This window comes from Corynebacterium tardum, assembly GCF_046717785.1.
Lineage (GTDB): Bacteria > Actinomycetota > Actinomycetes > Mycobacteriales > Mycobacteriaceae > Corynebacterium.
In genome coordinates this window covers 1,378,771-1,401,951 of record NZ_CP177104.1, presented here as the reverse complement: position 1 = coordinate 1,401,951, position 23,181 = coordinate 1,378,771, and the positions used below count along the sequence as shown (strand labels likewise).

Genomic DNA, 23,181 nt, shown 5'->3' with positions numbered 1-23,181 from the left:
TTAGGCCTCGATTTCCTTGGAACGGGTGGCGCGCAGCTGGAAGTACGCGATGACGACCACGACGACGACGAAGATCACGGCCTTGGCCTGGCCCACGCCCTCGACGTTCATCCGGTTAAACAGCGTGTTGACGATGTTGAGCGCCACCATCTCGGTTTGGCCTGATGGCGCGCCATTGGTGAGCGCCAAGTTCTGGTCGAAGAGCTTGAAGGAATTCGACAGTGTGAGGAACAAGCAGATGGTGATGGACGGCATGACCAAGGGGATGGTCACGTGGCGCAGCATTTCCCACTTGTTGACGCCGTCGAGCTCGGCGGCCTCGATGAGCTCCGGCGGGACGTTCTGTAGGCCCGCGATGTAGATAATCATCATGTAGCCAATGAGCTGCCAGTTGAGCAGCATGATGAGGCCGGCGTAACCGAATTTCCAGTCCGCACTAATCGTCGTGGAATAGTGCGAGAGCACAGCGTTGATCATCGTCTGCCAGGTGTAGCCCAGCACGATGCCGCCGATGAGGTTCGGCATGAAGAAGACCGTGCGGAAGAAGTTCGTGCCGCGCAGCTTGCGCGTGAGCATCCACGCCAGCAGGAACGCAATGACGTTGACGGTGATGACGGAAACGATGACGACGAGGACGGTGAAACCGAAGGCGGAGATAAAGCCCTCGCGCTCAGAGAAGGCCTTGGCGTAGTTGTCTAGGCCCACCCACTTGGCCTTGGTGATCGTGGTGAACTTCGTAAAGGAGAGGAAGAAACCTACAACGAACGGGACCAAGAAGGCAATCATGAATGCCAGCAGGGTGGGCAAGACGAATACTGGGAAGTACTTCTTCAGTGTTGCTTGCATGGTGGTGCGACCTTAACTATTAGGTGTGTGGGAGCGCTTAGCCCCAGTTGGCTTCCTTCTCAGCGGTCCAGTTGTCCTTGAACTGGTTCACCACGTCCTCCCACTTCATGCTGCCAGAGGCGTACTGCGCCAGCGCCTGGCCAAAGTCATCCTTGAACTGCTGGGACGGGAAGTACTGGAAGTTCCACGGGTAGGTGGTGACGTCCTTGTTCGCCATGGCTTCCGCTACCTGCTTCGCCAGCGGGTCACTGGGGGTGTCCTCGGCGGTGTAGGAGTTGAAAGGAGCGATGAAGCCCAGGTCCTTAACCACGTGCTCCTTGCCGGCCTCAGAGGTAAACAGCCAATCCACGAAGTCCTTCGTTGCCTGCTGGTCAGCCTCCGAAGCCTCGGCGTTCACGCCCAGGTAGTTCTCAGTACCGACGTTGAGGCCGAACTTCTCCTCATCCGGCAGACCCATGTACATCGGCATGAACTTGATCTTGTCTTCCTTGACCACGTTGCCGGAGGTCTCCGAAATCTGGGACCATGCCCAGTTACCGTTCTGCACCATAGCAGCCTTGCCCTGGGCAAACTCTGCCATGGAATCAGATACCGTCTTGGACGGGGCCAGGGACTTCTCCACCGTGGAGTTGTCCAGGTAGAGGTCGAAGAGGTTCTTGAACTCCTTGTTGTGGGAGAACTCAATCTCGTTGGTGTCCTCAACACCCTTGTCCTGGAACTCCTGCCAGATAGGAGCGTTTGCCAGGTGGGTCTGCCAGCGCCAATCCTCACCGGAGGTCAGCGAGGTGGAGGCGAAGGCACCCTCGATGCCCAGCTCGTCCTTCTTGGACTGCATGTCCTCTGCTACTTCCTTGAGCTTCTGGTAGCTGGTGATTTCGTCCGTGGACTTGATCTTGGCGCCGGAGGTGGCGATGTACTTGTCAAAGATCTCGTCGTTGTAGATGAGGCCGAAACCTTCGACGGCGAAGGGCACGCCGCGCAGCTCCCCGTCCTCGGTGGTCAGCGGCGGCACGTCATCCGTGAGCTGCTTTGCCACTTCGGTATCAGACATATCCGCCATGTAGTCCTGCCAGGTGATGAACCCGGCGGGGCCGTTGACCTGGAACAGCGTGGGGGCTTCGTCCTTGCCAATCTCCGCCTTGAGCGTTTGCTCGTAGGAGCCGGAGGCGGAGGTAACCACCTTGACGTCCACACCAGTCTCCTCGGTGTAGGCCTTCGCAATCTCCTGGTAGGCGGCATCCTGCTCCGGCTTGAAGTTGAGGAAGTAAACGTTTCCTACATCGTCCGAATCGGAGGAGCATGCTACCAGACTGGTAGCGGCGAGGAGAGATGCCATCGAAATGGAGGCAATGCGAGTGAGACGCTTCATGATGAGCTCACCTTTCTAAGTGAGAAATCGGCACGGAGGCCAATGCTATGAACTGGTTGACCTGTTCCTCAGTTTAGTGATGTGGTGAACATCAACAAAGTTTATGGGAGTCAAATCGCCCGTTTGTGACCATATGCATATCCGGACAAGAAAAAATGCCCCAATAATGGGGCATTCGGGCAGATACTGCACATATCGGACTGTGAAAACCATGTGCTTGCCCCCGCTTGTGTTGAGTACACACGCGGGCGGGGACCCACACCCGGTTATGAGAGGTTTTCCTGAGGGTGTGGGGCATGCAGGAGGCGGGCCTCGTAGCGACGGCTGGGCAGGACAGTCGCCACGTAGGACTCGGTGGCCTCCGGGAGTGAGACGGCCTCTCCCCTCTCCTGCGAGAGATACCAGCGATGGTCCGTGATCTCGTGGAAGATCTGTGCCGGTTCCAACTTGCCCATCATCTCGCTAGGCACGGCGGCGAGGGTCGGCTCATACTCCTGGGTCATCCAGCGGTGCGCTGCCTGAGTAAGGCCCACGTGCGCCGCACACTCCACTGCCTGATAAGCCTGAATGGAGCTGAGAAGGCGCTGCGCTTGGTGTTCTTCCACGCTGAGGCCCGTGAGACTGAGAAGCTCCGCGCGGTAGTGGCCGGGGTCGACCACAACCGGACGGATGCGCACCGTCTGCTTCGCGGCATCCTTGGTGACCTTGAGCTCGCCCACGTCGAAGCCCAGGCGGTTCAGCCGGTCGATGCGCTCGGACACGCGCCAGTACTCGCTGGCGTCCACCGCCTCCTCTGCGGTGAGCTCGTCCCACAGCTCCAGATACGAGCTCTCCACGAGGCTGCCTAGCGCAATGACGTCGATGCTCGCGTCCAAATGCTCGCCGGCCTGAAGATCCATGAGCTCGCCGATGATGTTGACGCGGGCAATGTCGACGTCGTAAAGCCGGCGTGATTCTGAGAGGTTCGGCTGGAACTCCCCCGTCTCGGCGTCGACCAGATAGGCCGAGTAGGTGTCCGCATCGCGCCGGAAGAGGGTGTTCGACAGTGATACGTCTCCCCAGTAGAAGTTGAGAAGGTGCATCCGTACAAGCAGCACCGACAGAGCGCGGATGAGCTTCTTCGCCTCCTCAATTGTGAGGTCCCGGGAGAAGATCTCGCGATACGGCAACGAGAACTCCAGGTGCTCAGTCACCAGTGCCGCGGTAAGCTCGCCGTAGCTTTCTATGGCGGGATGGCGCCCAGTGATGACGGCGACTGGACGCACACTAGGAGCGCCGAGGCGCTGTAGCTCACGCAGCATCTTGTATTCGTGGTGGGCGGTGCGCACACCAATTTCCTTGACCGCGACGATGCCACGGTTGATCCCCACAAAACGCACGATGTGCCGAGAAATGCCCCTGGGCAGGGCTGCGATGAGTTCATCGGGCCAGTGCTCCAGGGGCGTATCCCACGGCAATGCCAGCAACGCTGACGCGTACGTTGAGGAGGTAATACTCATTGACTCTTTCATGGTGAGCCGTTCTCCTCCTCGGTAGTGTTTAGGGCAGACGCTGGCCAGTCGACGCCGAGAAGTTATGCTGGCCGCCCTCGGCGATACGAGCGTGGAAGACGCTGCCCGGTGCTGGCGCCGTGTTCGGAGCCGCGCGGACGACGATCTGGCCATCCTCCGGCACGTCCTCCGCGGCGGATCCCAGATCGCCGTCACCGACGAGCTTGCCGTACAGGAAGGAATCGGAGCCCAGCTCCTCGACAAAGTCCAGCTTGATCGGGATGGAGTGCTCGGTGGACTCGCCTTCAGGAATGACCTGTAGGGCCTCCGGGCGGAAACCAATGGTGATGCGGCCGTTGTCCTCCGGGACCATGGCCTCGACGGTCTCGCGAGAGAGCTTGATGCGGGCCTCGCCGGAATGAGCGACATCGCCCTCGACGGTGAAAGTTCCCAGGTTCATCGCCGGGGAGCCGATGAAGCCAGCAACGAAGACGTTGGCGGGGTTGTCGTACAACTCGCGCGGGGCGCCCACCTGCTGCAGGTAGCCGTCCTTGAGCACGGCGATACGGTCACCCATGGTCAAGGCCTCGGTCTGGTCGTGGGTGACATACACGGTGGTCACCCCGAGCTTGCGCTGGAGGGCGGCGATCTGCGTACGGGTCTGAACACGCAGCTTCGCATCCAGGTTAGACAGCGGCTCGTCCATGAGGAAGACCTGCGGGTTACGCACGATGGCCCGGCCCATGGCCACGCGCTGACGCTGGCCGCCGGAGAGTGCTTTCGGCTTGCGCTCTAGGTACTCCGTCAGCCCCAAAGTGGCTGCGGCCTCGTCGACGCGCTGGTTGATCTCTTCCTGGGACTTGCCGGCAATCTTCAGGGCAAAGCCCATGTTCTCGCGCACGGTCATGTGCGGGTAGAGCGCGTAGTTCTGGAAGACCATGGCGATGTCGCGGTCGCGCGGGGCGACGTGGGTGACGTCCTTGTCGCCGATGTAGATAGCGCCGTCGGTGACGTTTTCCAGGCCAGCGAGCATGCGCAACGTGGTGGACTTACCGCAGCCGGAGGGGCCGACGAGCACCAGGAACTCGCCGTCGGCGATGTCCAGGTTGAACTTCTTCACCGTGGGCTCTGCGGCCCCTGGGTAGGTCAGGGTTGCGTCTTTGAATGTAACGGTTGCCATTGCGGTAACTCCTCCATCGGCAGGTACGTGCCGAACGATCCGTAGTGTGAGAATCCGTGAAACACATCACGTTGCACCGGTTCAGTGCCACCTACAACACTAGCACCGCAACTGGTTATTACCGCAACGGCCCGACCACCTTGTGACAAGGAAGTCGGGGCGCAGAGGAACTGGAGCCTTAGCGCTTGAATGCGTGCTTAGCCAGGGAGGTCATCTCCTCGACGAAGCCAATCACCTCGGACTTTGCCTTAGAAGCCTTAGAACCCAGCTCCATGTCCTTGACGGTGCGGCTGGCCAGGGTGGAGATCTCACTGGTGAGATCGGTCAGCTGCTCCGAGCGGTGCGCGACGCCCCACTTGGTGACCTCAAGGAGAGAATCCTTGACAAAGGAGCCGTCCAGCTTGGACTCGCCCAGCTCGCGCTCGGTGAAGGTAATCGGTACCTCGCGCACGTCGAATCCATCCTTGATGGCGCGGAAAGCCACATCCACCTGGAAGATGTCGCCGGCCTTGGACAGCTCGCCGAAGTCGAGGTGCTCCAGCAGCTCGCGGCGGAAGGCGCGGTAGCCCGCGGTCATGTCGTTGATGCCGGCGCCCAGGGCGACCGAGATGTACTTGTTGCCCAGACGGGACAGCAGCTCGCGGTTGGCGGGCCAGTTAACGGTCTCGCCGCCCGGCACGTAGCGGGAACCGATGACGAGGTCTGCCCCCTTGTCAATTTCCTGGAGGAGCAGGTGCAGCTGCTCCGGGGCGTGGGAGCCGTCCGCATCCATCTCGCACAGGACCTGGTAGTCCTGCTCCAGGCCCCACTCGAAGCCCGCGATGTAGGCGCCCAGCAGGCCGCCCTTGCCCTCACGGTGCAGGACGTGGAGGTGGTCATCCGCAGCCGCCAGCTGGTCTGCGGCCTCACCGGTGCCGTCCGGGGAGTTATCGTCCACGATGAGAATGTGGACCTCCGGGGTGGCTTCGCGCACGCGGCCGGTAATCAACGGCAGGTTCTCAATCTCGTTGTAGGTGGGGATGATGACCAGGGTGGATTCGTGGGTCGAGCTCACTTGTTCCTTGCTCCTTTAGATTTCTTTTCTGGGCGTGGTGCCGCGTCCCACGCGGGTGGAATAGACCGCCAGCAGCGCGCAGACCGTTCCAATGATAACCATGAGCCATTGCAGGAGCGAACCATAACGCACCGCTAGGGTGCGGTTTTCTCGCAATGGAAGCTCCTCTTCCAGATAAGCCGGCTCGAAAATACCGCTTGACTGGCTCACGCTGCCATCTGGGTGCACGATGGCGGAGACCCCGGAGGTGGCCGCCACCACGACCGCGCGGTCCGTCTCAAGTGCGCGCAGGCGGCTCATCGCCAACTGCTGGTAGGTCATGTCGGAGTCACTGAAGGTGGCGTTGTTGGTCGGCGTAGACAGGATCTGTGCGCCGTGGTCGACGGCGCTGCGGAAGGCCTGATCGAAGCTCACCTCGTAGCACGTCGCGATGCCCACGGGGATCCCCGCCATGTCTACGACTCCAGTGCCGTCTCCCGCCTTCATGTCCCCTGCTAGATCCACCAAGTCAGTGAACCTCTTAAAGAAGTCACGCAACGGCATCGTCTCTCCGAAGGGCTGGAGGTACTTCTTATAGTGGTGTTCACCCACGGAGCCATCGGGATTGAATACCTGCATGGTGTTTCGTGCCCCGACGTCGTCGACAGTCAGCGTGCCGACCAGGACGGGGGCATCGATGGCGGCCGCGGCGGAGTTGATAAGCTCCCGCGCGTCCGGATTCCGGAAGGGATTGATATCGGAGGAGTTTTCCGGCCAGATAACGATGTCGGGGCGAGACCCAGCGCGGGCGGCCTCCTCGGTCACGCGGACGTGATTGTCCAACACCGCGCGGCGCTGGGCAGCAAAGTCCAGGCCAAGGCGCGGAACGTTGCCCTGCACGGCGGCGATGTCGACGGTGTCCACGGTGGCGCCGGGCTTGTTAACGACTGCGCCGGCTAACAACCCACCCACCAGCGGCACCGCGATAAATCCGCACGCCAACCGCGGTGCGTGCGCTAGACCGACGAGGCCGGCGGCAGCGCACACCACCGCACACGTAATAAGCGCTGGACCGCCCCACGGCGCGAGGTTGGCCAAGGGGCCTTCTATTTGGCCCCACGCCAGGCGCACCCAGGAAAAACCGCCGAAAGGCACCGAGGAGCGCAGCATCTCGACTGCGACATAGAAGAAGGGGAAGGCCGCGAATCCGTGGCGCCGGCGCAACAGCGCCGCCCCGCCGATGCCCAGCAGGATGCTGTAGAGGGACAAGAACAAAGCCAGCGCAATGTAGGGCGCGTTGCCCACCAACTCCCCGATCCACGGCAGAGTAAGCAGGTACAGCACGGCGCTGTGCACGACGGCTACGAGCGCGCCCGTGCGCAGGCGTGGGGCCTTTCCCCGCCATGGGGAAAGCGCTGCCACCAGAATGGCAATGCCGATGATGCCGGCGGCCCACCAGCCGCGCGGTTCCACGGCCAGATACGTAATAGCGCCGGAGGCCGCGGCCAGGACTGTACGGAAAAGAAACTCCAGCACTACTTGGTGCCGTCCCCGAAGTCTTCCGGCTTCACGTGCTCGGTCCAGTCCCGCAACTCGTCCTCATCGATGACCTCGTGGGACTGCCCAGCGGTTCCTGCGCCCGGGCCGGCTGTGGCTGCGCCGAAGGAGCCGTAGGAATCACGGTGTTGTGCCATGGGGGATGCCTCGTAGACGCGCACGCCCATGTTCTCGATCTTCTTAAACATGGAGGCTGCCAGCACCGAACGGATGACTGAGCGAGTCGGTGCGAAAATGAGCAGCGCGCCCATGATGGTGGACACGAAGCCAGGCAGGGACAAAAGCAGGCCACCCACCATGGTCAGGCCCACGTTTCCGGCAGTCTTGCCCGGGGTTGGATCCTCCATAACGTAGGCGCCGTCACCGGATGTGCGGATGCGGCTGGACATCATGCGGCGCACTTCCCAGCTGGCGATGGACATGCCGAACAGCATGGTGAGCGCGAGCGCCAGGAGCGCCCAGAGGACGCCGATCCACTGAGCTACGGCCCAAAAGGCCAGTGATTCCAAGAGGATGTATGCGATGAACAGAACAAACGGCATGCCGCCTACCCTACTTGCCTCACCTGGCAGTTCGCTGAAGACCCGCCTCGGGGAGATAAACTGGCTCACCATGACTGATAGCCTGCACTTTTATCCGGACGGCGGCATGGTGGAACCACACCAATGGGTAGCCCTGGGCAAGGCGGCGCGCGCCGGTGCCGACGGCAACGTGTACCTGGAGCAGCACAGCGTCATTAGCGTGCGCGGCGTGTACGACGTGGAAGCCTTCGCCGACATCGAACTCCCCGACTCCCCCGGCGATACTCCGACTACTCATCGTTTTGAGGAGCCACCCATCGGGTGGCTGACCCAGCACACCGAGCCAGGCCGCGTGGACTTGGGTGCGGGCCTTCATCGTGGTGTGTTGCCGGGTGAGCACGCCGAGCTCATCGGCCAGCTTGGCGCTGCCATTTCTGTGACCGAGTGGCGTGGCGTGGTCATCCACGACCTTGCGGAGGGTGACGCCGACGTGGTCTTGCGGGTACTGGCTCCCCGCGGCTTCATCTTCGACGCAAACTCGGCCTTCCTCAACGACTAGCCCGGACTAGCGGGGACTAGCGCGGCATGTGACGCCACACCGGGCGCGGAACCAGTCGCATTACCCACGCCAGCGCCTGCAGCGGGCGGGGAATCCAGAGGGTGCGGGAGCCCGTACCCTTCTCGATTGCCGCGCTCACGGCAGCGGCAACTACGTCCGGGGTGACCGAAAGCGGCGCGGGCTTCATCCCCGTGGTCATCGAGCCGATGACAAAGCCGGGGCGCGCCGTGATCAGTGAGAGCGGGCCGCCGTGCAGGCGGTCGGCCAATCCCTGGCAAAAAGCGTCCAGCCCGGCCTTGGTGGAACCGTAAACATAGTTCGCGCGGCGTGCGCGCCATCCGGCAATCGAGGAAAAGGCAACGATGTGGCCCTCGCGCATGACGCTGGCCAGCACCGTGAGCATGGAGACCTGCGCGGCGTAGTCGATGAGGGCGATATCAAAGGCATGCGCTTCGTCGTGTTCGGCGCGCTCCTGTTCCCCCAGGATGCCGAAGGCCACCACGGCCGTGGTGATGTCAGTGCCCGCGAGCTTAGCGGCGCGCTCCACCACTACGCGGTGGGAAGCCACATCGGCAGCATCGAAGGACATCGTGTGCACCGACTCCGCCCCCGCACGCATCAGCTGTGCCGAAAGTTTTTCCATGCCATTGCCTCCGCGCGCTGCGAGCACCACCGGCCGGCCCGCGCACTGGCGCAGCGCCAGCTCACCACCGATGTCGCTGCGTCCGCCCAGAATAAGAAGCGCACCCACTAGCGCACCTCCCGCGGCGCGCAGTTCAGGGACTCACTGTCCGTAGCAGTGATCACCATAATGTCCTCCAAGCGCATACCCCATTTTCCGGGAACGTAGATGCCCGGTTCGATGGAAAAGCACATCGACTCAGCAAGCTCAAGCTCGTTGCCTTCCATGATGAAGGGCTCCTCATGCGTCGACAAACCAATGCCATGCCCGGTGCGGTGCGTGTAGTACTCTCCCCACCCAGCCTCAGCAATGACGCGGCGGGTGGCGCGGTCCACCGCCTGGGCGCTAGCACCTGGTCGTGCGGCCGCACGGCCTGCAGCCTGCGCCTCCTGTAGCACCGCCCAGGCCGCTTGGAAGTCCTGCGGGGCTGTCGCAATGTCCCCGCCCACGACGTAGGTGCGGGTGCAGTCGGAGTGATAGCCGGAATCCAGCGTGCCGCCGATGTCAACCACCACCGGCTCACCTTCTGCCAGCCTGCGGTCGCCGTAGTCGTAGTGCGGGTTCGCCCCGTTCGGTCCGGAGCCGACGATGATGAAGTCCACTGCCTGGTGCTCGCGCAGGATCAGCTCGCGGAGCTGGGCCGCTACCTCCGCTTCAGTGCGCCCGGGCTGTAGGAGATCCGGAACCTGCGCGTGTACCGCGTCGATGGCGTGGGCGGCACGCAGCAGCTGTTCCACCTCCTCCGGATCCTTGCGCGTGAACAGCTCCGCCAAAGCTTCTGTCGCCAGCACGCAGCGCGCCTGCGGCAGTGCAGCCTGGAAGCGCAGGACGTGATCCGCGGTCAGGGAGCTCCCCAGCGCCACCGTGGCGGGGTTCAGCCCATACAGGGCCAGCGCATACGGATCCTGACCGTCACTCCATCCGCGCACCGTGGCAGGAACGCCCGCGAGGGAGTCCTGATCAGTCATAGGAGCCACAATGACGGGTTCTCCCTCCGGCCGCAGGACCAGGCACGTCAGGCGCTCATGGGAGCTGACCCATGAACCTGTCAGGTATGCGAACTCCGGCCCGGTGCCAATGAAAGCGGCATCGATGCCGCGTTGCGCCAGTACTGCCTGGGCTCGCTGGAGGCGGGAAGTGAACACACCGTTATCAGTCATGTGCTCCAGCCTATCCTTCCCAGCCGGCCTATAGGATAGGGCGCAATGATTTCTCACCCGTCCACCGTTACGATCCGCACGCGCGAGGCGTACTGCTCGGGCGTGCTTGTCGACGTCTCCCTGCGCCCCCGCCTTAACCACCGCACCCGCCTCGTGCTCACCTGCGCCCACTTCTTCCGCCCCGGGCTCGTCCCCGGTGACAGCTACAAGGTCCGCGGCGGGTTCAACCGGCGGATTCAGGCGGTGCGCACCATCGACGGCACCGACATGGCTATCTGCGCGCTGGATAGACCTGCCCCGCCCCGGGATCTCCCCGGCCTATCCGAGTCCTTTCCCCACTTCCGGCAGCCAGTTGTCACGTGGGGTTTTGGCGGCAAGGCAGCCCGGGCGCAACGCCGACGCGGCCACTTTCTCGCACCGCTGTGGCGCACGTGGTCCGCAGATCTGCGGACCACCGTCTCCCCCGCCGGCTTCCTCTTCAACGCGGAGCCTGCGCTCAAGGGTGACTCCGGCGGGCCGGCCTTCGTGGGCGAGGAGGTTGTGGGAACGCAGTCCCTCATCCTCGATCCGTTCGGGATAAACCTCCACGTGGCCACCATCTCCCTCGCCTCACCGCACCGCGTTGCGATCGCCGCGGCGGCACGCGCGCTCCTCAAGAGCGCTTAGGCACCAATGGCGACGACACCGCGCTGGATGGCGTCAATGGCGCGCCGGGCATTGCGGCGAATCTCGTCCTCGTAGCCGGTCTTGGCCACCTGCTGCAGGAGGTCCACCACCTGGCGGCACCAGCGGACGAAGTCACCCGGCGTGAGCTCAGCGCCGGCCTCGTTGGCTGCGCCCATGCAATACGCCAGCGGTGCCCCGGCCGTCCACTGGTGGATAGCCAGGGCGAACGCGGGTTCTGGTTCCCGGGTCTGCGGCAGGCGGTGGCGCTTCTCGTCTGCGACGAGTTCCGAGTAGATGCGCCAGGTGTCCTCCATGGCATCGGCCATGGGATCCGTCGCCGCGACCGGCTCGCCGCGGGTGGCCTTGCGGTTCTCAAAGACGCACAGGGAGGCCACGCCGGCTAGCTCCGCCGGGTCGAGGTCGTTCCAGATGCCGCGCTTGAGGCACTGTGCCACGAGCAGGTCGGATTCGGAGTGAATCTGCGCCAAGCGCTCGCCCTCGTCGGTGATGACGGGCTCGCGGTCGGCCCCGTAGCCTTCAAACTCCACGTAGTCCATCTCTGAGAGCAGATCGACGATGCGCTCGAAGGTGCGGCCCAAGGTATCGGTGGCCCGCTCGATCTTGGCTTGCAGCTTCTCCAGGTCGCGCTCGCGGCGGGCTAGCTTCTGGGCTACCCCGGCCAGTTGCTCGCGGTCGGTCGCCGGCCAGCGGTGGACCGGGTGGGCACGCAGTTCATCGCGCAACTGGCCCACCTTGTGGTTGGGTCGGTTGCGCGGCGTAGAGCGCATCTTTTTCGGCCGCGAGTAGTGATCCCGCTTGAAGGTGTCCTGGACGTACTTCACGTGGCGGCGCGGGCTCTTCTGTACCGCGCGCGGTAGCTTCATCCGCCCCACCGAAATCGGCGGGTTCTCGATGCCAGCGGCATCAATGCGCCCGGACCAGCCTGATTCCGTGGTCACCCACGGGCGCGGATCCGCAGTTTGGTTGGCGGGGGTAATAACCACCGCCAGTGTCGGCTTCTTCTTCGTGGCGATGGCGATGACCTCGCCCACCTGCAACCGGGCCAGGACGGCGGCGACCTCTTTGCGGCGCTCGTCCTTCTTGGCTGCGTGGGCGGCCTTTTCTTCGTCGGTCAGCGCGCGGCGCAGCCGCACATAGTCCATGAGGACGTCTGCCGCGTCTTCATCGTCGGTGGTGGGCGGGGCGAGGTGGCCCAGGGCATCCTCCAGCTGCGCGCGCAGTTCCTTGACGCGGTGCTCCGCGCGCTCGATCTCGCGGGTCTCCTCCACCACGGAGCCATCCGCCTGGAACTGGGCGAAGGACTTCTCCAGCAGGCGCAGGGACTCCTCGAAACCGAGCATGCCCAGCAGGTTGATGGCCATGTTGTAGCCGGGCTCAAACGTGGAGATAAGCGGGTAGGTACGGGTGGATGCCAGGCCCGCGACGGCTTGCGGGTCCATCGCTGGTGCCCACTGCACCACCGCGTTGCCCAGCGTGTCGATGCCACGCCGGCCGGCTCGTCCGGTGAGCTGCGTGTACTGGCCCGGGGTGAGGTCTACGTGCGCCTCGCCATTGAACTTCACCAGCTTCTCCAGCACCACGGTGCGCGCCGGCATGTTGATGCCCAAAGCCAGGGTCTCGGTGGCGAAGACCGCGCGCACCAGGCCCTTGACAAAGAGCTCCTCCACGATGTGGCGGAAGGCGGGCAGCATGCCCGCATGGTGGGCGGAAAAGCCGCGGGAGAGGGCTTCGCGCCAGCGCTTGAAGTCGAGCACCTGGAGGTCTTCCTCCGGGATTCCCTCCACGCCCCTGTCCACGATCGCCTTGATCTCCGCGGCCTCCTCCTGCGAGGTGAGTACCATGCGCGAGCGCAGGCATTGGTAGAGCGCGCCATCGCACCCGGCACGGGAGAAGATGAAGGTAATGGCCGGGAGCATGTTCATGGCCTGCAGCTCCTTGAGCACCTCTGGCCGGCCCAGCGGGCGGTAGCGGTCTTGGGCGCGCGGCGCACCGCTGCGCTTGTTAGACCGGTCGTTGTTGTCCCTGCCCCGGCCGCCGCCCTTGTGGCGTGCGCGGGCGCGGAAGCTGGCGCGGCCATCGGCGCGTGTGGCATCCTCGGCGCCGGACTCGAGCCGGTGAATGCGGCGCTGCAGCTCCGCGTTGACCTGTCCGCCGGAATCCGGCTCAAAGAGCGGGTAGATCTTACGGCCCACCATCATCCACTGGTCCAGTGGGACGGGGCGATTCTCGGAGACGATGACGGTGGTATCTCCACGCACGGCGCTGAGCCAGCGGCCGAATTCCTCGGAATTGGACACTGTGGCGGACAGCCCAATGATGGAGACGTGCTCGTCCAAGTTGAGGATGACCTCCTCCCACACCGCGCCGCGAGAGGCATCCGCGAGGAAGTGGATCTCATCCATGACCACGTGGGTGAGGCGCTCGAGCGCGCCGGAGCTGGCGTAGATCATGTTGCGCAGCACCTCCGTGGTCATCACGAGGATGTCCGCGGAGGAGTTGATGGACACGTCACCGGTGAGGAGGCCGACAGCGTCCTCGCCGTGGGCCTCCACTAGGTCGTGGTACTTCTGGTTGCTCAGCGCCTTGATCGGCGTGGTGTAGAAGCAGCGGGTTCCCTGGCTCAGCGCAAGGGATACCGCAAACTCTCCCACGATCGTCTTGCCGGCGCCCGTCGGTGCGCAGACCAGCACGCCGTGGCCTGCCTCGACGGCACGGCAGCCCTCAAGCTGGAAGTCATCGAGGGAATACGGCAGGGCGCTGGTGAACTCGTCGAGATGCGTCAAGGTCATAGGCTCCCAGGGTACCCGCCCAGACTTGTCCCGTGGCGGGCGGGATATGGCCTGCTAGAGGACGTCGTCGAAGAAACCGCCCTGCGGGGGCGCGGAGTGGGTGCTGGGCTGGGCAGTCGGGGTTCGGCTCGGTTGCGGCGTCGGACCGCCGACCGGAGTACTGGAGGAACGCACGCTTGACGGTGCCGGGATGGCGCTCGGCGCACTGATTCCTCCCGGCCCCTCTCCTAGCGGCGAAGCTTCTTCGTCGTCGAGGTCCATCCACTCAGGCTTGTGGAGCCCCCGGCGCTTGTCGTTGATGCGGCAGAACTGGAAGGCTGCCTCCACCAGAACTATGAGAGCGATCGAAAGCAACAGCATGGAGAAGGGATCCTGTCCCGGGGTCACCGCGGCGGCGAAGATCATGATGGCCACGATGATGATGCGGCGCTTGTCCTTCACGTGCTCGTACTCAAGGACTCCCAGCATGTTAAGGGAGACAATGAGGAGCGGGATCTCAAAGCTCACGCCGAAGATGAGCAGCAGCGCAAGCACATAGAAGAAGTAGCGTTCACCCGTGAGCGCGGCGGTCTGGAACTCGGTGCCCATGCCGACAAGGAACTCTAGCCCGACCGACAGGATGAAGTACGCGAGCACAGCACCGAGCACGAACAGCGCCACGGCGGTGGTCACGAAGAGGAAGGTAAAACGGCGCTCGTTTTTGTGCAGGCCAGGCACGATGAAGGCCCACACTTGATAGAGCCAGACCGGCGAGGACAACACAGCACCTGCCAGCGCGCCCACCTTGAGACGCAGCAGGAGCATCTCGAACGGGCTGGTGGCCAGTAGGCGGCACTCGCCGTCGTTGCTAAAGGAAAGACGTTGCTCTGGCGGCAGCGAACAGTAGGGACCGCGCAGGATTTCACCCAGCGGGGACATGCCAAACGGGGCGTACTGGTACCAGGCGAAGCCCACGATGGTGCCGACGACCAAGGCCAAGAGTGAGATGATAATGCGCTTGCGCAGCTCCTTGAGGTGCTCCACAAGTGTCATCTCCCCCGTGGGGTTCTTCGGCTTACGCCGCAGCTTCGACGCCCATTTCTGTGACCGCGCGCCCGTGGTGGTCCCGCCCTTCACTGTGTCTCCCGACTAGTGGTTGTAGATGTACTTCTGGTTCTACTGCTGATTCCGGGTACCGTCTACTGGGTTGCTACGCGGCTGCATCTCGGGGCTGTTCCAGAACTCCTCATCAGTCTGCTTGGACTGGGCGATCTGCCCCTGTTGCTTCGGCGTGTTGTTCTCGTCCTTCATCTCGTTGACCTCGGACTTGAAGATGCGCATGGAACGGCCCAGGGAGCGGGCGAGCTCCGGCAGCTTACGCGCACCGAAGAGCAAAACGATGACGAGGACGAGGATGCCGATTTCCAAAGGTCCCACGCTCATGGGTATGCCTCTTTCTAGCTTGGGTTCGTAAATTCTAGAGCAACCGTGCCGCAGAGATAGCGCGTGTTGTGCGCACCACGGCTTACGTGTCTGGCAGTTGAGTATAGCCGCTGAGTGCTCGCTCGCGATGTTCCGCAATGACCTTCACAAGCTTCTTAGGGCCGACGACCCGCAACCTATCAGCTTGGCCCAGCGCGAAGCGGCTGAACCAGGACTCCGATCCCACCGGCATCGTTGCAGCTATTAGGCCATTTCCCAGATCCTTGCCCAGGCGGATGTCGTACTGCTCAGCCAGCCACGTGAATTCTTGGTGAATCTCTAGGCGCGCCATGCCGGTGTGATCCAGACCAAACGGAGCAGCGGGGTCAAAATCCAGCTCCCGCAGGTGCGGAGAGGCCGGTGTATCCAGCACCTGCACGTCGCGCATGCGGTCAAGCCGGAAGGTGCGGTGCTCCCCCTTACCCGTCTTTCCGGCGTGAGCATCCCAGGCCACGAGGTAGGGCTCGCCGTCCACGATGAAGATGCGGGCCGGGTCCACGGTGCGCTCGGTCTCCCGGTTAGAGGACCTACTCCAGTAGGTGAAGTGCACCTGCACGCGGCGGTCCACGGCCTGGGCCAAGGCTGCTTGCACGTCGGATTCCTCTGGGTCCGTGGTGGCCAGGGAGTCGTAGATGGCCGCGGTTTTAACGTCCATGATGTCGCGCAACTTCGCCGCTGCCGATTGCACGGCGGCGGTGTCCACCAGCCCCGGCATGGCTTCCAGGGACTCCAGCGTGAGCAATAAAGCGCCGGCCTCCGTCGGGGTCAGGCGCAGAGCCTGGGTCAGCCCTTGGTCGTTGTAGATCTCAATGCCGTCGCGGTAGCTAAAGCTTAAGTCGATGAGATCTTCGGTGTTTCTGCCCACGCCGGAACAAAACAGCCGGTCGACGGCATCCTTGAGCTCCGGCGGCGTCATGCCCAGGTCTTCCGCGGCCTCCATCGGGGTCAGCCCCGGGTGGTTGCGCAGGTATGGAAGCAGGTTCAGCGAGCGAACCAATGCCTGCAGCTTGCGAGAATGATCAGCCACGAACGTCCACCTCCGCATCCCCCGTGTTCGGCGTGTTGGCTGGGGACACTGGGTTCACCGGGTCCCCTGCGGCACGCAGGAGCTTAACGACGTCCCGCCGCACCTCTTCCGGCTCCTCCACGACGACCTCCGGTGCGTAGCCCGCGGCGGTGCGCACGAGCCAATCGCGGCGTACTCCACGCAGCTCGAGGCGCCCGTCGGCGCGGCGCGATCCGGCGTCGACAAGCTCCTTGGCTTGACCCTCGGGGACCGTGAGGACAGCGTCGACAGTGTCGCCGCGCTGCAGTGCTTCCTCCACGAGCTGCTGCAGCGGCATGGTGGGCTCGGTGTGGGTGGCCTCCTGGCGTGAGCGCTTGAGGTTGCTCAATCGCGTGGCGCGGAAAGCGCGCGGCGCCTCCCGCTCGGCATCCCAGCCCACCAGATAGACGCGGTCGTGGTGCGAAACCAAGCCCCACGGATCCATGACGCGGCGCACCGGCTCTGCCGCCGGCGTGGCCAAGTAGTCAAAGGTGACGCGCAATCCCGCGCGGACGGCGGTGATCACGCCGGTAACCAGCTCCGGGCTTAGCCGCGTGATGTCGTTGACCGCCGTGTATACCGGCGCATCCGTCAGATCCCGGGAGGCGCCCGAGGCCGCAATCTTGGTCCAGGCGGACAGTGAGAAGTCGCTCAAGCCGCCCGGCTTGCCAATGCCCCCGGCCACACCGAGCACCATCGCTTCCTCCGGGGTGAAGTCGATAGCGGGCAGCTGGTACTCCTCCGGGTTCAGCCGGTAGAGCGGGCCTTCCTCGCCGCCAGTATGCACCACGGGAACCCCCGCGCGCTGCAGGGTCACGATGTCGCGAGAGAGCTGCTTGGCAAAGGCCTCGTCGGTCTTGTCCTGGTAGCCCTCAACGTGGCTGCGAATCCACGCCGCGCTCCTGTCGGGCACCCCGCCCTGGTGGGCGGCGCCGTGCAGGGCGAAGGTGAGATTGGTGAGCCGTTCAACTGCCGCATCCCGGGTGGGTGTGGCCATAGCACGCTCCTTTGAGGTGGGAGAATGCGGCCTTAGTGGCCGCTGTGAGACTGCATGTAGTCTAACAACCCGCCCAAGCGCGGGTCATCGGACACGAAGGGATCGGAGAACTCCTCCGTCATCGGCTCCGGCCGGTTGACCTTGAGGCGAGTCCAGTCCACCGTCACGGCTGCGTCGAGCTCGCGCGCGGTGGCCAGGAATTCGCCGCGTAGCTTCGCGCGTGTGGTCTGGGGTGGGGTATCGACGCAGCGGGCGATGGAATCGTCCTGCAACCAGCGCGCCACCATGCCGCGCTGGGCCAACACGCTGTAGAGCCCGCGGCCCGGACGGATATCGTGGTAGGTCAGATCTATCTGGGCAAGCTTGGGGTGAGACCACTCCCCTCCCAGCGTGGCGCGGTAGCGGTCCAAAAGGCCGCGCTTGATCACCCAGTCGATTTCCCGGTCTACCCCGGAGAAATCCTGCGTATCGATGGCGCCCAGCGTGCGCTTCCACAGGTCCACGACACGCGCCATCTCCGCCGTGGGGGTTCCGGCGTCCTCACGGTGCTCGAGCCAGCGCTCGGCAGCGCCGCACAGCGCCTGCTGAAGCTCCAAGGCGGTGACACTCCCGCCGCCGTCGAGCGGCAGCACAGTCAGCCCCGTCGGGTCCTGGGCAATAGCCCGGATGTGGCGAATCGGATCGAGTACCGGGAAAGTGGGCACGTCGAAGTCAGCCTCGAGCATCTCCAGCATGAGCAGTGCGGAGCCGACCTTGAGCGCCAAGGTGGGCTCGGCCATAGTGGAATCACCCACGATGACGTGCATGCGGCGAAAGCGCTTGGAATCGCCGTGGGGCTCGTCACGGGTATTGATGATGGGCCGTGAACGCGTGGTGGCGGAAGAGACACCCTCCCACACCTGGTCCGCGCGCTGCGAGAGCAGGAAGCGTGCCGGCTCCCCTGCCTTGGCCGGCTCGATCTTGCCGGCGCCGCAGATGAGCTGGCGGGTAATCATAAAGGGCAGCAACGCCTGGCCCAGATCCTTGAGCACCACATGGCGCCCGATGAGGTAGTTCTCGTGGCAGCCATAGGAGTGCCCGGCGGAGTCGACGTTGTTCTTGAACAGGTAGACCGAGCGCTCCTCGCCCTCCTCCGCGAGTGCCTGCTCTGCCTGGCGCGCGAGCTTATCGACGATAACGTCGCCCGCCCTCTCGTAGAGCATGAGCTGGGTGAGGCTATCACATTCCGCGGTGGCGACTTCCGGGTGTGAACCCACGTCGAGGTACAAGCGTGAGGCGTTGGGCGTGAAAATATTCGAGGAGGAATAGCGCGAGACCACCGGGCGAAAGAGCACGCGGGCAATCTCGTCCGGGGACATCACCCGCTGCCCCGGCGCCGTGCTGGCGGTGATGCCATACTCGGTCTCGATGCCCATGATGCGGCGCGCATAGACCGGCCCGGCCGACAGCCCAGCTGACACCGTTATTCGCCGCCCTTCTGCACGTAGGAGCGCACGAACTCCTCCGCGTTGGACTCGAGGAGCCCATCGATCTCATCGAGCAGGTCATCGGTACCAGCGCTGTTGATGCTGACCTGGCCGGCGTCGAACTCCTCGGCGCTGTCGCCGGAATTGTTGCCGCCGCCGGCGTTGACCTGGGATTGCTGTCCACTCATCGTGACTAGTCCTTTCGTGGCCTTTCGGTTAATACAGTGTAGGGTACTCGACCCGCAGCCCGAGCTCGCGCAGCCCGGCGACGAAGTCCGCGGCGGTGGCGGAGGAATCAAGCAGTTCGGCCACCTCCGCCTGGCCCATCGCCCGGGTATCATCCAGCGCCACCCAGGCGGTGCCAGAGGCGGCCCCGTCTGCAGGGCCGATGCGGAAGGCGAGCGACTGCCACGAGGCGGCCAGGACGTCCTCACCGAACTTCCGGGTGGCCTGGCCGCGGAGGAAGGCGCGCGTATCGCGGGGCGGTACGTCGGCGGCGTCCTCTATCTCTTGTGCCGACACCAAAGTGCGCATCTGTCCCTTGCGCACCAGCGCGTGATAGAGGGACTTGGCCGGATCGATGTCAGTGTATTGCAGATCAATCAGCGCCAGCTTCGGGTCGCCAGCGGCCACGCCGCGGTCGAGGTAGCCCTTGATGAGCCGGTACTTGGCCACCCAGTCCAGCAGGTGCGCGGCTTTTAGCGGTTCTTGGCGCAGCAGCTCCACGACCTCGTCCCACGCCGCGAGCACTTTCTCGTCCTCCGGTGTGGTGGCAGTAACCCGTTCGCGGTAGGCGGCGAGGAGTCCCAAGGCGGTTAACCGGTGACCGTCGTCAAGCAGCAGCTCATGGGTGAGCGTGACGTCCCGGCTCACCCGCTGCACCTCCGCTACCGGGTCGGCCAAGCGCAGGTCACTAAAGTCCACCCCGGCCTCGATGGCGTCGAGCACCAAGGACGTCATCCCCAGCTTGAGCAAGGTCGAGGTGTGCGACATGGTGGCATCACCAATAATGACGTGCAGGCGCCCAAAGTCCTCCGCCACCGCATGCGGCTCGTCGCGGGTATTGATGATGCCACGGTTGAGCGTGGTCTCGAGCGAAATCTCGGTCTCGATGTAGTCCGCGCGCTGGGAAATCTGGAAGCCAGGCTCCTCCCCGTCCGCGCCCAGACCCACGCGCCCGGCGCCTGTGACTACCTGGCGGGCCACGAAGAACGGGATGAGCCCCTGCGCAATAGCGTCGAAGTCCGTGGCACGGGAGTACTGGTAGTTCTCGTGACTGCCGTAGGAAGCACCCTTGCCGTCCACGTTGTTCTTGTAGAACTTCAGCGCCGGACACGGATCGTGGCCGTCCAACACCGAGGTGCCCTGGGCTGTGAGCTGGGCGACGGCCTCGGCGGCGCGGCGCAGTATGACGTCCCCAGCGGCGTCGTACAGCATGCCATCCCACGCATTCGTGCACTCCGGGGTGGAGTATTCCGGGTGCGCGTGGTCAACGTAAAAGCGCGCACCGTTGGCGGTGACCACATTGGCCACACCCAGCGCGTTAGGATCCACCACCGGGACGGTGTGATAGCGCTTGAGATCAAAACCGCGGCTATCACGCAGCGGGTGCTCCTCGCGGAAGTCCCAGCGCGAGCGCGCACCGGTATTGAGTGCTGCATAAGCCACCACCGCGTGCGTGGAGGTGACAATCGGTGATAGCGCGGGATTCGACGGCGTGGAGATGCCGTACTCGGTTTCAGTGCCTAGAACGCGGCTCATACTAGTTCCTCAAGTTCCTTATGATTCCTTTTAGCTTCTTGCCATTAAGCCGACGGCCTTGCCCGAGTGGCCGTGGTTCAGCAACTGTTGTGACCGGTGGCTTATGACGCTGCCATGAGTTCGACGCCAGTGACGTGCGCGCCGGCTGAGGTTCCCGCCACGATCTTGGCCCACTCCTCCGGGTTGGCGGAGGTAGGCACGTACTCGGACTCGGCTTGCTCGGAGGCGATGGCGCGGCGCAGATGAGCGGCGGTGACGCCGGGAGAATTAGCAGAGCTCAACGCATCCTTGATGGCCAGCTTCTTCGCGCGGGCGACAATGTTGGCGATCATCGCGCCAGAGACGAAGTCGCGGTAGTGCAGCACGCGGGGTTCCGCGTTAGCAAAGAGCAGCTTGACAAAGGGACGGTCAGCGTACAGATCGTCCACGGCGCCAGCGATAAGCTGCGCCAGATCCCCGTCGTGCGGGACGGACTCCGGGAAGTGGCGGGCAAAAATCTCACGCGCACCATCCCGGGTGGGACGGTTGACGCGGATCTTGATGTCCAGGCGGCCCGGGCGCATGATGGCCGGATCGATGAGCTCCTCGCGGTTGGTGGCACCGATGACGATGACGTTGTTGAGCTTCTCCACGCCGTCGAGCTCCGTAAGCAGCTGCGGGACCACGGTAGTTTCCATATCGGAGGACACGCCCGAGCCACGGGTGCGGAAGATGGATTCCATCTCGTCGAAGAAGATGATCACCGGGCGCGGCGAGCCGTCCTCGCCTGACTGGGACGCCAACTCCCGGGCGCGCTCGAAAATGAGGCGAATGCGCCGCTCGGTTTCTCCCACGTACTTGTTGAGCAGCTCCGGGCCCTTAACGTTGAGAAAGTAGCTGGGCGCGGTGGCTCCCAAAGAGGCGGACAGGGAGTGCGCCACAGCCTTGGCAATGAGCGTCTTGCCGCAGCCCGGTGGGCCATAAAGCAACACGCCCTTGGGCGGCTGGAGATCGAAGTCACGGTAGAGATCCGGGTGCAGAAACGGCAGTTCCACCGAGTCCCGGATCTGCGAGATTTGCGCATCCAAGCCACCGATGTCCTCGTAGGAGACATCCGGGACTTCCTCCAAGGTCAGCTGCGCCACCTCGGTCTTGTGCACTCGTTCGGAGGCCACGCCGGATTTGGGCTCGATAAGCAGGGCATCGCCCGCCCGGACGGTCTCGCGCAAAGCCGCGGCGAGGATGACGACCTGCTCTTCGCCCGCGGAATTAGTCACGATGGCGCGGTCTTCGCCCACGCGTTCCTGGAGGGTGGCCAGCGTCCCGGTCTCTACTGCACCGCAGCCCTCAACCACCACGAAGCCCTCCCCCAAGCGAACCCGCTGGCCCACCTGAAGGGACCCCGGCTCGATCTCCGGGGTGATCTTGACCCGCATGCGGCGGCCGTTGGTGAAGACCTCGGCATCGCGGCGCGAGTCTTGGGCACGTCCTGAATACCCCAAAAAGACCCCGTAGGTGGAGGCAGGCTCGGCGAGCGCGTCTACCTCCGCCAGCAGCTGCTGGAGCTTGACGCGCGCGTCCTTGAGCAGCGCGGCGAGCTTGGTATTTCGCTCGGAGAGCTGATCAATCTGCCTGCGCAGCTGGGTGTGCTCGTGAACTTCAGAGGCGTCCGTCATAAGGTCCACACTAGCGCGTCGAGCGTAGGCCTACTGCTGTGTGGTGGGGCGGTAATTCTCCCCTACTTGCGCGCGCGGCGCTGCGGGCGGGGCGGGGTGACGCCGTCGGCCAACCGGCGCGTCCAAATGAGGAACGCGGTGTGGGCATTCATGCGGTGCTCCGGGCGCGTGGCCAGGCCTTCCACCTTCCACTCGCGCACCAGGGACTCCCAGGCCCTCGGCTCGGTGAAGCACTTGAGCTCGCGGATGCCTTCCATGACCTTCATCAGCTGCGGCACGGTGGCCACGTAGGTCATGAACACGCCACCCGGGATGAGGATGTCGCGCACCTTCTCTAGGTGCTCCCAGGGCTCCAGCATGTCCAGGATGACGCGGTCTACGGGCCCGCCCAGGTCCTCGACGGTGACGTCTGCCAGATCTCCCAGGCGCGGGGACCACCACTCCGGCTGCTCACCGAAGTATTCGCGGACGTTGTCCACGGCGTATTCCAGGTGATCGTCGCGGACCTCGTAGGAAAAGACGTGGCCTTCGGGCCCCACGGCGCGCAGCAGCGTCATGGAGAGTGCGCCCGAGCCGGCACCTGCTTCCAGCACGCGGGCGCCCATGAAGATATCGCCTTCGACCAGGATCTGTGCTGAATCCTTGGGGTAGATGACGGCGGCGCCACGCGGCATGGAGAGCACGTGGTCCACCATGAGGTGGCGGAAGAGCAGGAAGGAACTGCCCAGGGTGGAGTCGATGACGGAGCCTTCGTCGAGCCCCACGATGTCATCGTGGTTGATGATGCCCTTGTGCGAGTGGAACTGGCCGCCTTCCTCAAGGACGATGGTGTAGTGACGGCGCTTAGCATCGGTGAGCTGCACGCGGTCGCCGTAGCTGAAGGGGCCAGAATAAGCCATAGCGAAAAGGGCCTTTCACAAAAT

The 23,181-nt window shown here is 63.9% G+C and carries 21 protein-coding genes; 2 read left to right on the top strand and 19 right to left on the bottom strand.

Annotated elements, in window-relative coordinates:
* The 7 genes from ACLI1P_RS06720 to ACLI1P_RS06690 form a co-directional block, all read right to left on the bottom strand.
* Positions 1–846, bottom strand: coding sequence for a carbohydrate ABC transporter permease (locus ACLI1P_RS06720; protein WP_306507213.1), 846 nt, complete (start codon positions 844–846; stop codon positions 1–3).
* A gap of 37 nt (positions 847–883) precedes the next feature.
* Positions 884–2,215 (bottom strand): ABC transporter substrate-binding protein, encoded by a 1,332-nt coding sequence (locus ACLI1P_RS06715; protein WP_411708423.1) that lies wholly within the window; start codon positions 2,213–2,215, stop codon positions 884–886.
* Positions 2,216–2,481: 266 nt separating this feature from the next.
* Positions 2,482–3,726: a DUF4032 domain-containing protein gene (locus ACLI1P_RS06710; protein ID WP_411708422.1), complete on the bottom strand. Its 1,245-nt coding sequence runs from the start codon at positions 3,724–3,726 to the stop codon at positions 2,482–2,484.
* A 28-nt stretch (positions 3,727–3,754) separates the two neighbouring features.
* Entirely contained in the window at positions 3,755–4,885 is a 1,131-nt protein-coding gene (locus ACLI1P_RS06705) for an ABC transporter ATP-binding protein (protein WP_411708421.1), read from the bottom strand.
* 178 nt (positions 4,886–5,063) lie between these two features.
* A complete protein-coding gene (locus ACLI1P_RS06700) occupies positions 5,064–5,939 on the bottom strand; it encodes a polyprenol monophosphomannose synthase (RefSeq protein ID WP_411708420.1) in 876 nt (291 codons plus the stop codon).
* Positions 5,940–5,954: 15 nt separating this feature from the next.
* Positions 5,955–7,454 carry an apolipoprotein N-acyltransferase gene (gene lnt / locus ACLI1P_RS06695; RefSeq protein WP_408930523.1) on the bottom strand — a complete coding sequence of 500 codons (1,500 nt, stop codon included), beginning with the start codon at positions 7,452–7,454 and terminating at the stop codon, positions 5,955–5,957.
* Complete coding sequence (locus ACLI1P_RS06690; protein WP_408930522.1) at positions 7,454–8,017, bottom strand: FxsA family protein; 564 nt, start codon at positions 8,015–8,017, stop codon at positions 7,454–7,456. Before ACLI1P_RS06690 ends, lnt begins: the two co-directional genes overlap by 1 nt.
* A gap of 70 nt (positions 8,018–8,087) precedes the next feature.
* Between ACLI1P_RS06690 and ACLI1P_RS06685 the strand changes: the two genes are divergently transcribed.
* Positions 8,088–8,555 carry a hypothetical protein gene (locus tag ACLI1P_RS06685; RefSeq protein WP_408930521.1) on the top strand — a complete coding sequence of 156 codons (468 nt, stop codon included), beginning with the start codon at positions 8,088–8,090 and terminating at the stop codon, positions 8,553–8,555.
* 16 nt (positions 8,556–8,571) lie between these two features.
* On the opposite strand, the gene ACLI1P_RS06680 is transcribed toward ACLI1P_RS06685, so the two are convergent.
* Positions 8,572–9,306: an SDR family oxidoreductase gene (locus tag ACLI1P_RS06680; RefSeq protein ID WP_408930520.1), complete on the bottom strand. Its 735-nt coding sequence runs from the start codon at positions 9,304–9,306 to the stop codon at positions 8,572–8,574.
* Positions 9,306–10,397 carry a M24 family metallopeptidase gene (locus ACLI1P_RS06675; protein WP_408930519.1) on the bottom strand — a complete coding sequence of 364 codons (1,092 nt, stop codon included), beginning with the start codon at positions 10,395–10,397 and terminating at the stop codon, positions 9,306–9,308. Before ACLI1P_RS06675 ends, ACLI1P_RS06680 begins: the two co-directional genes overlap by 1 nt.
* A 45-nt stretch (positions 10,398–10,442) precedes the next feature.
* Between ACLI1P_RS06675 and ACLI1P_RS06670 the strand changes: the two genes are divergently transcribed.
* Complete coding sequence (locus tag ACLI1P_RS06670; RefSeq protein ID WP_411708419.1) at positions 10,443–11,063, top strand: hypothetical protein; 621 nt, start codon at positions 10,443–10,445, stop codon at positions 11,061–11,063.
* Here the strand turns inward: ACLI1P_RS06670 and ACLI1P_RS06665 are convergent.
* From ACLI1P_RS06665 to ACLI1P_RS06620, 10 genes are all read right to left on the bottom strand, one after another.
* On the bottom strand, positions 11,060–13,873 hold the full coding sequence (locus tag ACLI1P_RS06665; RefSeq protein WP_411708418.1) for a DEAD/DEAH box helicase: 2,814 nt from the start codon (positions 13,871–13,873) through the stop codon (positions 11,060–11,062). The two genes, ACLI1P_RS06670 and ACLI1P_RS06665, sit on opposite strands and share 4 nt — an antisense overlap.
* Positions 13,874–13,927: 54 nt before the next feature.
* A complete protein-coding gene (gene tatC, locus ACLI1P_RS06660; RefSeq protein WP_411709701.1) occupies positions 13,928–14,905 on the bottom strand; it encodes a twin-arginine translocase subunit TatC in 978 nt (325 codons plus the stop codon).
* Between the two features lie 123 nt (positions 14,906–15,028).
* The gene (gene tatA / locus ACLI1P_RS06655) at positions 15,029–15,295 is read right to left on the bottom strand and encodes a Sec-independent protein translocase subunit TatA (protein WP_411708417.1); all 267 of its coding nucleotides are present in this window, start codon (positions 15,293–15,295) and stop codon (positions 15,029–15,031) included.
* Between the two features lie 82 nt (positions 15,296–15,377).
* Complete coding sequence (locus tag ACLI1P_RS06650; protein ID WP_411708416.1) at positions 15,378–16,361, bottom strand: helix-turn-helix transcriptional regulator; 984 nt, start codon at positions 16,359–16,361, stop codon at positions 15,378–15,380.
* On the bottom strand, positions 16,354–17,376 hold the full coding sequence (locus ACLI1P_RS06645) for a helix-turn-helix transcriptional regulator (protein WP_411708415.1): 1,023 nt from the start codon (positions 17,374–17,376) through the stop codon (positions 16,354–16,356). The genes ACLI1P_RS06650 and ACLI1P_RS06645 overlap by 8 nt, the downstream gene beginning before the upstream one ends.
* A gap of 32 nt (positions 17,377–17,408) precedes the next feature.
* Positions 17,409–18,791 carry a Pup--protein ligase gene (pafA, locus tag ACLI1P_RS06640; protein WP_411709700.1) on the bottom strand — a complete coding sequence of 461 codons (1,383 nt, stop codon included), beginning with the start codon at positions 18,789–18,791 and terminating at the stop codon, positions 17,409–17,411.
* Positions 18,792–18,838: 47 nt separating this feature from the next.
* Positions 18,839–19,030, bottom strand: coding sequence for a ubiquitin-like protein Pup (locus ACLI1P_RS06635; RefSeq protein WP_296132375.1), 192 nt, complete (start codon positions 19,028–19,030; stop codon positions 18,839–18,841).
* Between the two features lie 28 nt (positions 19,031–19,058).
* The gene (dop, locus tag ACLI1P_RS06630; protein ID WP_411708414.1) at positions 19,059–20,603 is read right to left on the bottom strand and encodes a depupylase/deamidase Dop; all 1,545 of its coding nucleotides are present in this window, start codon (positions 20,601–20,603) and stop codon (positions 19,059–19,061) included.
* Between the two features lie 101 nt (positions 20,604–20,704).
* Complete coding sequence (gene arc, locus ACLI1P_RS06625) at positions 20,705–22,258, bottom strand: proteasome ATPase (protein ID WP_411708413.1); 1,554 nt, start codon at positions 22,256–22,258, stop codon at positions 20,705–20,707.
* Positions 22,259–22,320: 62 nt separating this feature from the next.
* The gene (locus tag ACLI1P_RS06620) at positions 22,321–23,157 is read right to left on the bottom strand and encodes a tRNA (adenine-N1)-methyltransferase (protein WP_411708412.1); all 837 of its coding nucleotides are present in this window, start codon (positions 23,155–23,157) and stop codon (positions 22,321–22,323) included.
* Between the last annotated feature and the right edge of the window lie 24 nt (positions 23,158–23,181).

What these genes read in the sequence shown, in the direction of transcription:
- ACLI1P_RS06675 (WP_408930519.1), bottom strand. Translation starts at nt 10,397, where the DNA reads ATGACTGATAACGGTGTGTTCACTTCCCGCCTCCAGCGAGCCCAGGCA.
- dop (WP_411708414.1), bottom strand. Translation starts at nt 20,603, where the DNA reads ATGAGCCGCGTTCTAGGCACTGAAACCGAGTACGGCATCTCCACGCCG.
- ACLI1P_RS06645 (WP_411708415.1), bottom strand. Translation starts at nt 17,376, where the DNA reads ATGGCCACACCCACCCGGGATGCGGCAGTTGAACGGCTCACCAATCTC.
- tatC (WP_411709701.1), bottom strand. Translation starts at nt 14,905, where the DNA reads ATGACACTTGTGGAGCACCTCAAGGAGCTGCGCAAGCGCATTATCATC.
- ACLI1P_RS06720 (WP_306507213.1), bottom strand. Translation starts at nt 846, where the DNA reads ATGCAAGCAACACTGAAGAAGTACTTCCCAGTATTCGTCTTGCCCACC.
- ACLI1P_RS06670 (WP_411708419.1), top strand. Translation starts at nt 10,443, where the DNA reads ATGATTTCTCACCCGTCCACCGTTACGATCCGCACGCGCGAGGCGTAC.
- ACLI1P_RS06705 (WP_411708421.1), bottom strand. Translation starts at nt 4,885, where the DNA reads ATGGCAACCGTTACATTCAAAGACGCAACCCTGACCTACCCAGGGGCC.
- tatA (WP_411708417.1), bottom strand. Translation starts at nt 15,295, where the DNA reads ATGAGCGTGGGACCTTTGGAAATCGGCATCCTCGTCCTCGTCATCGTT.
- ACLI1P_RS06665 (WP_411708418.1), bottom strand. Translation starts at nt 13,873, where the DNA reads ATGACCTTGACGCATCTCGACGAGTTCACCAGCGCCCTGCCGTATTCC.
- ACLI1P_RS06710 (WP_411708422.1), bottom strand. Translation starts at nt 3,726, where the DNA reads ATGAAAGAGTCAATGAGTATTACCTCCTCAACGTACGCGTCAGCGTTG.
- ACLI1P_RS06685 (WP_408930521.1), top strand. Translation starts at nt 8,088, where the DNA reads ATGACTGATAGCCTGCACTTTTATCCGGACGGCGGCATGGTGGAACCA.
- pafA (WP_411709700.1), bottom strand. Translation starts at nt 18,791, where the DNA reads ATGGGCATCGAGACCGAGTATGGCATCACCGCCAGCACGGCGCCGGGG.
- ACLI1P_RS06715 (WP_411708423.1), bottom strand. Translation starts at nt 2,215, where the DNA reads ATGAAGCGTCTCACTCGCATTGCCTCCATTTCGATGGCATCTCTCCTC.
- ACLI1P_RS06690 (WP_408930522.1), bottom strand. Translation starts at nt 8,017, where the DNA reads ATGCCGTTTGTTCTGTTCATCGCATACATCCTCTTGGAATCACTGGCC.
- arc (WP_411708413.1), bottom strand. Translation starts at nt 22,258, where the DNA reads ATGACGGACGCCTCTGAAGTTCACGAGCACACCCAGCTGCGCAGGCAG.
- ACLI1P_RS06635 (WP_296132375.1), bottom strand. Translation starts at nt 19,030, where the DNA reads ATGAGTGGACAGCAATCCCAGGTCAACGCCGGCGGCGGCAACAATTCC.
- ACLI1P_RS06620 (WP_411708412.1), bottom strand. Translation starts at nt 23,157, where the DNA reads ATGGCTTATTCTGGCCCCTTCAGCTACGGCGACCGCGTGCAGCTCACC.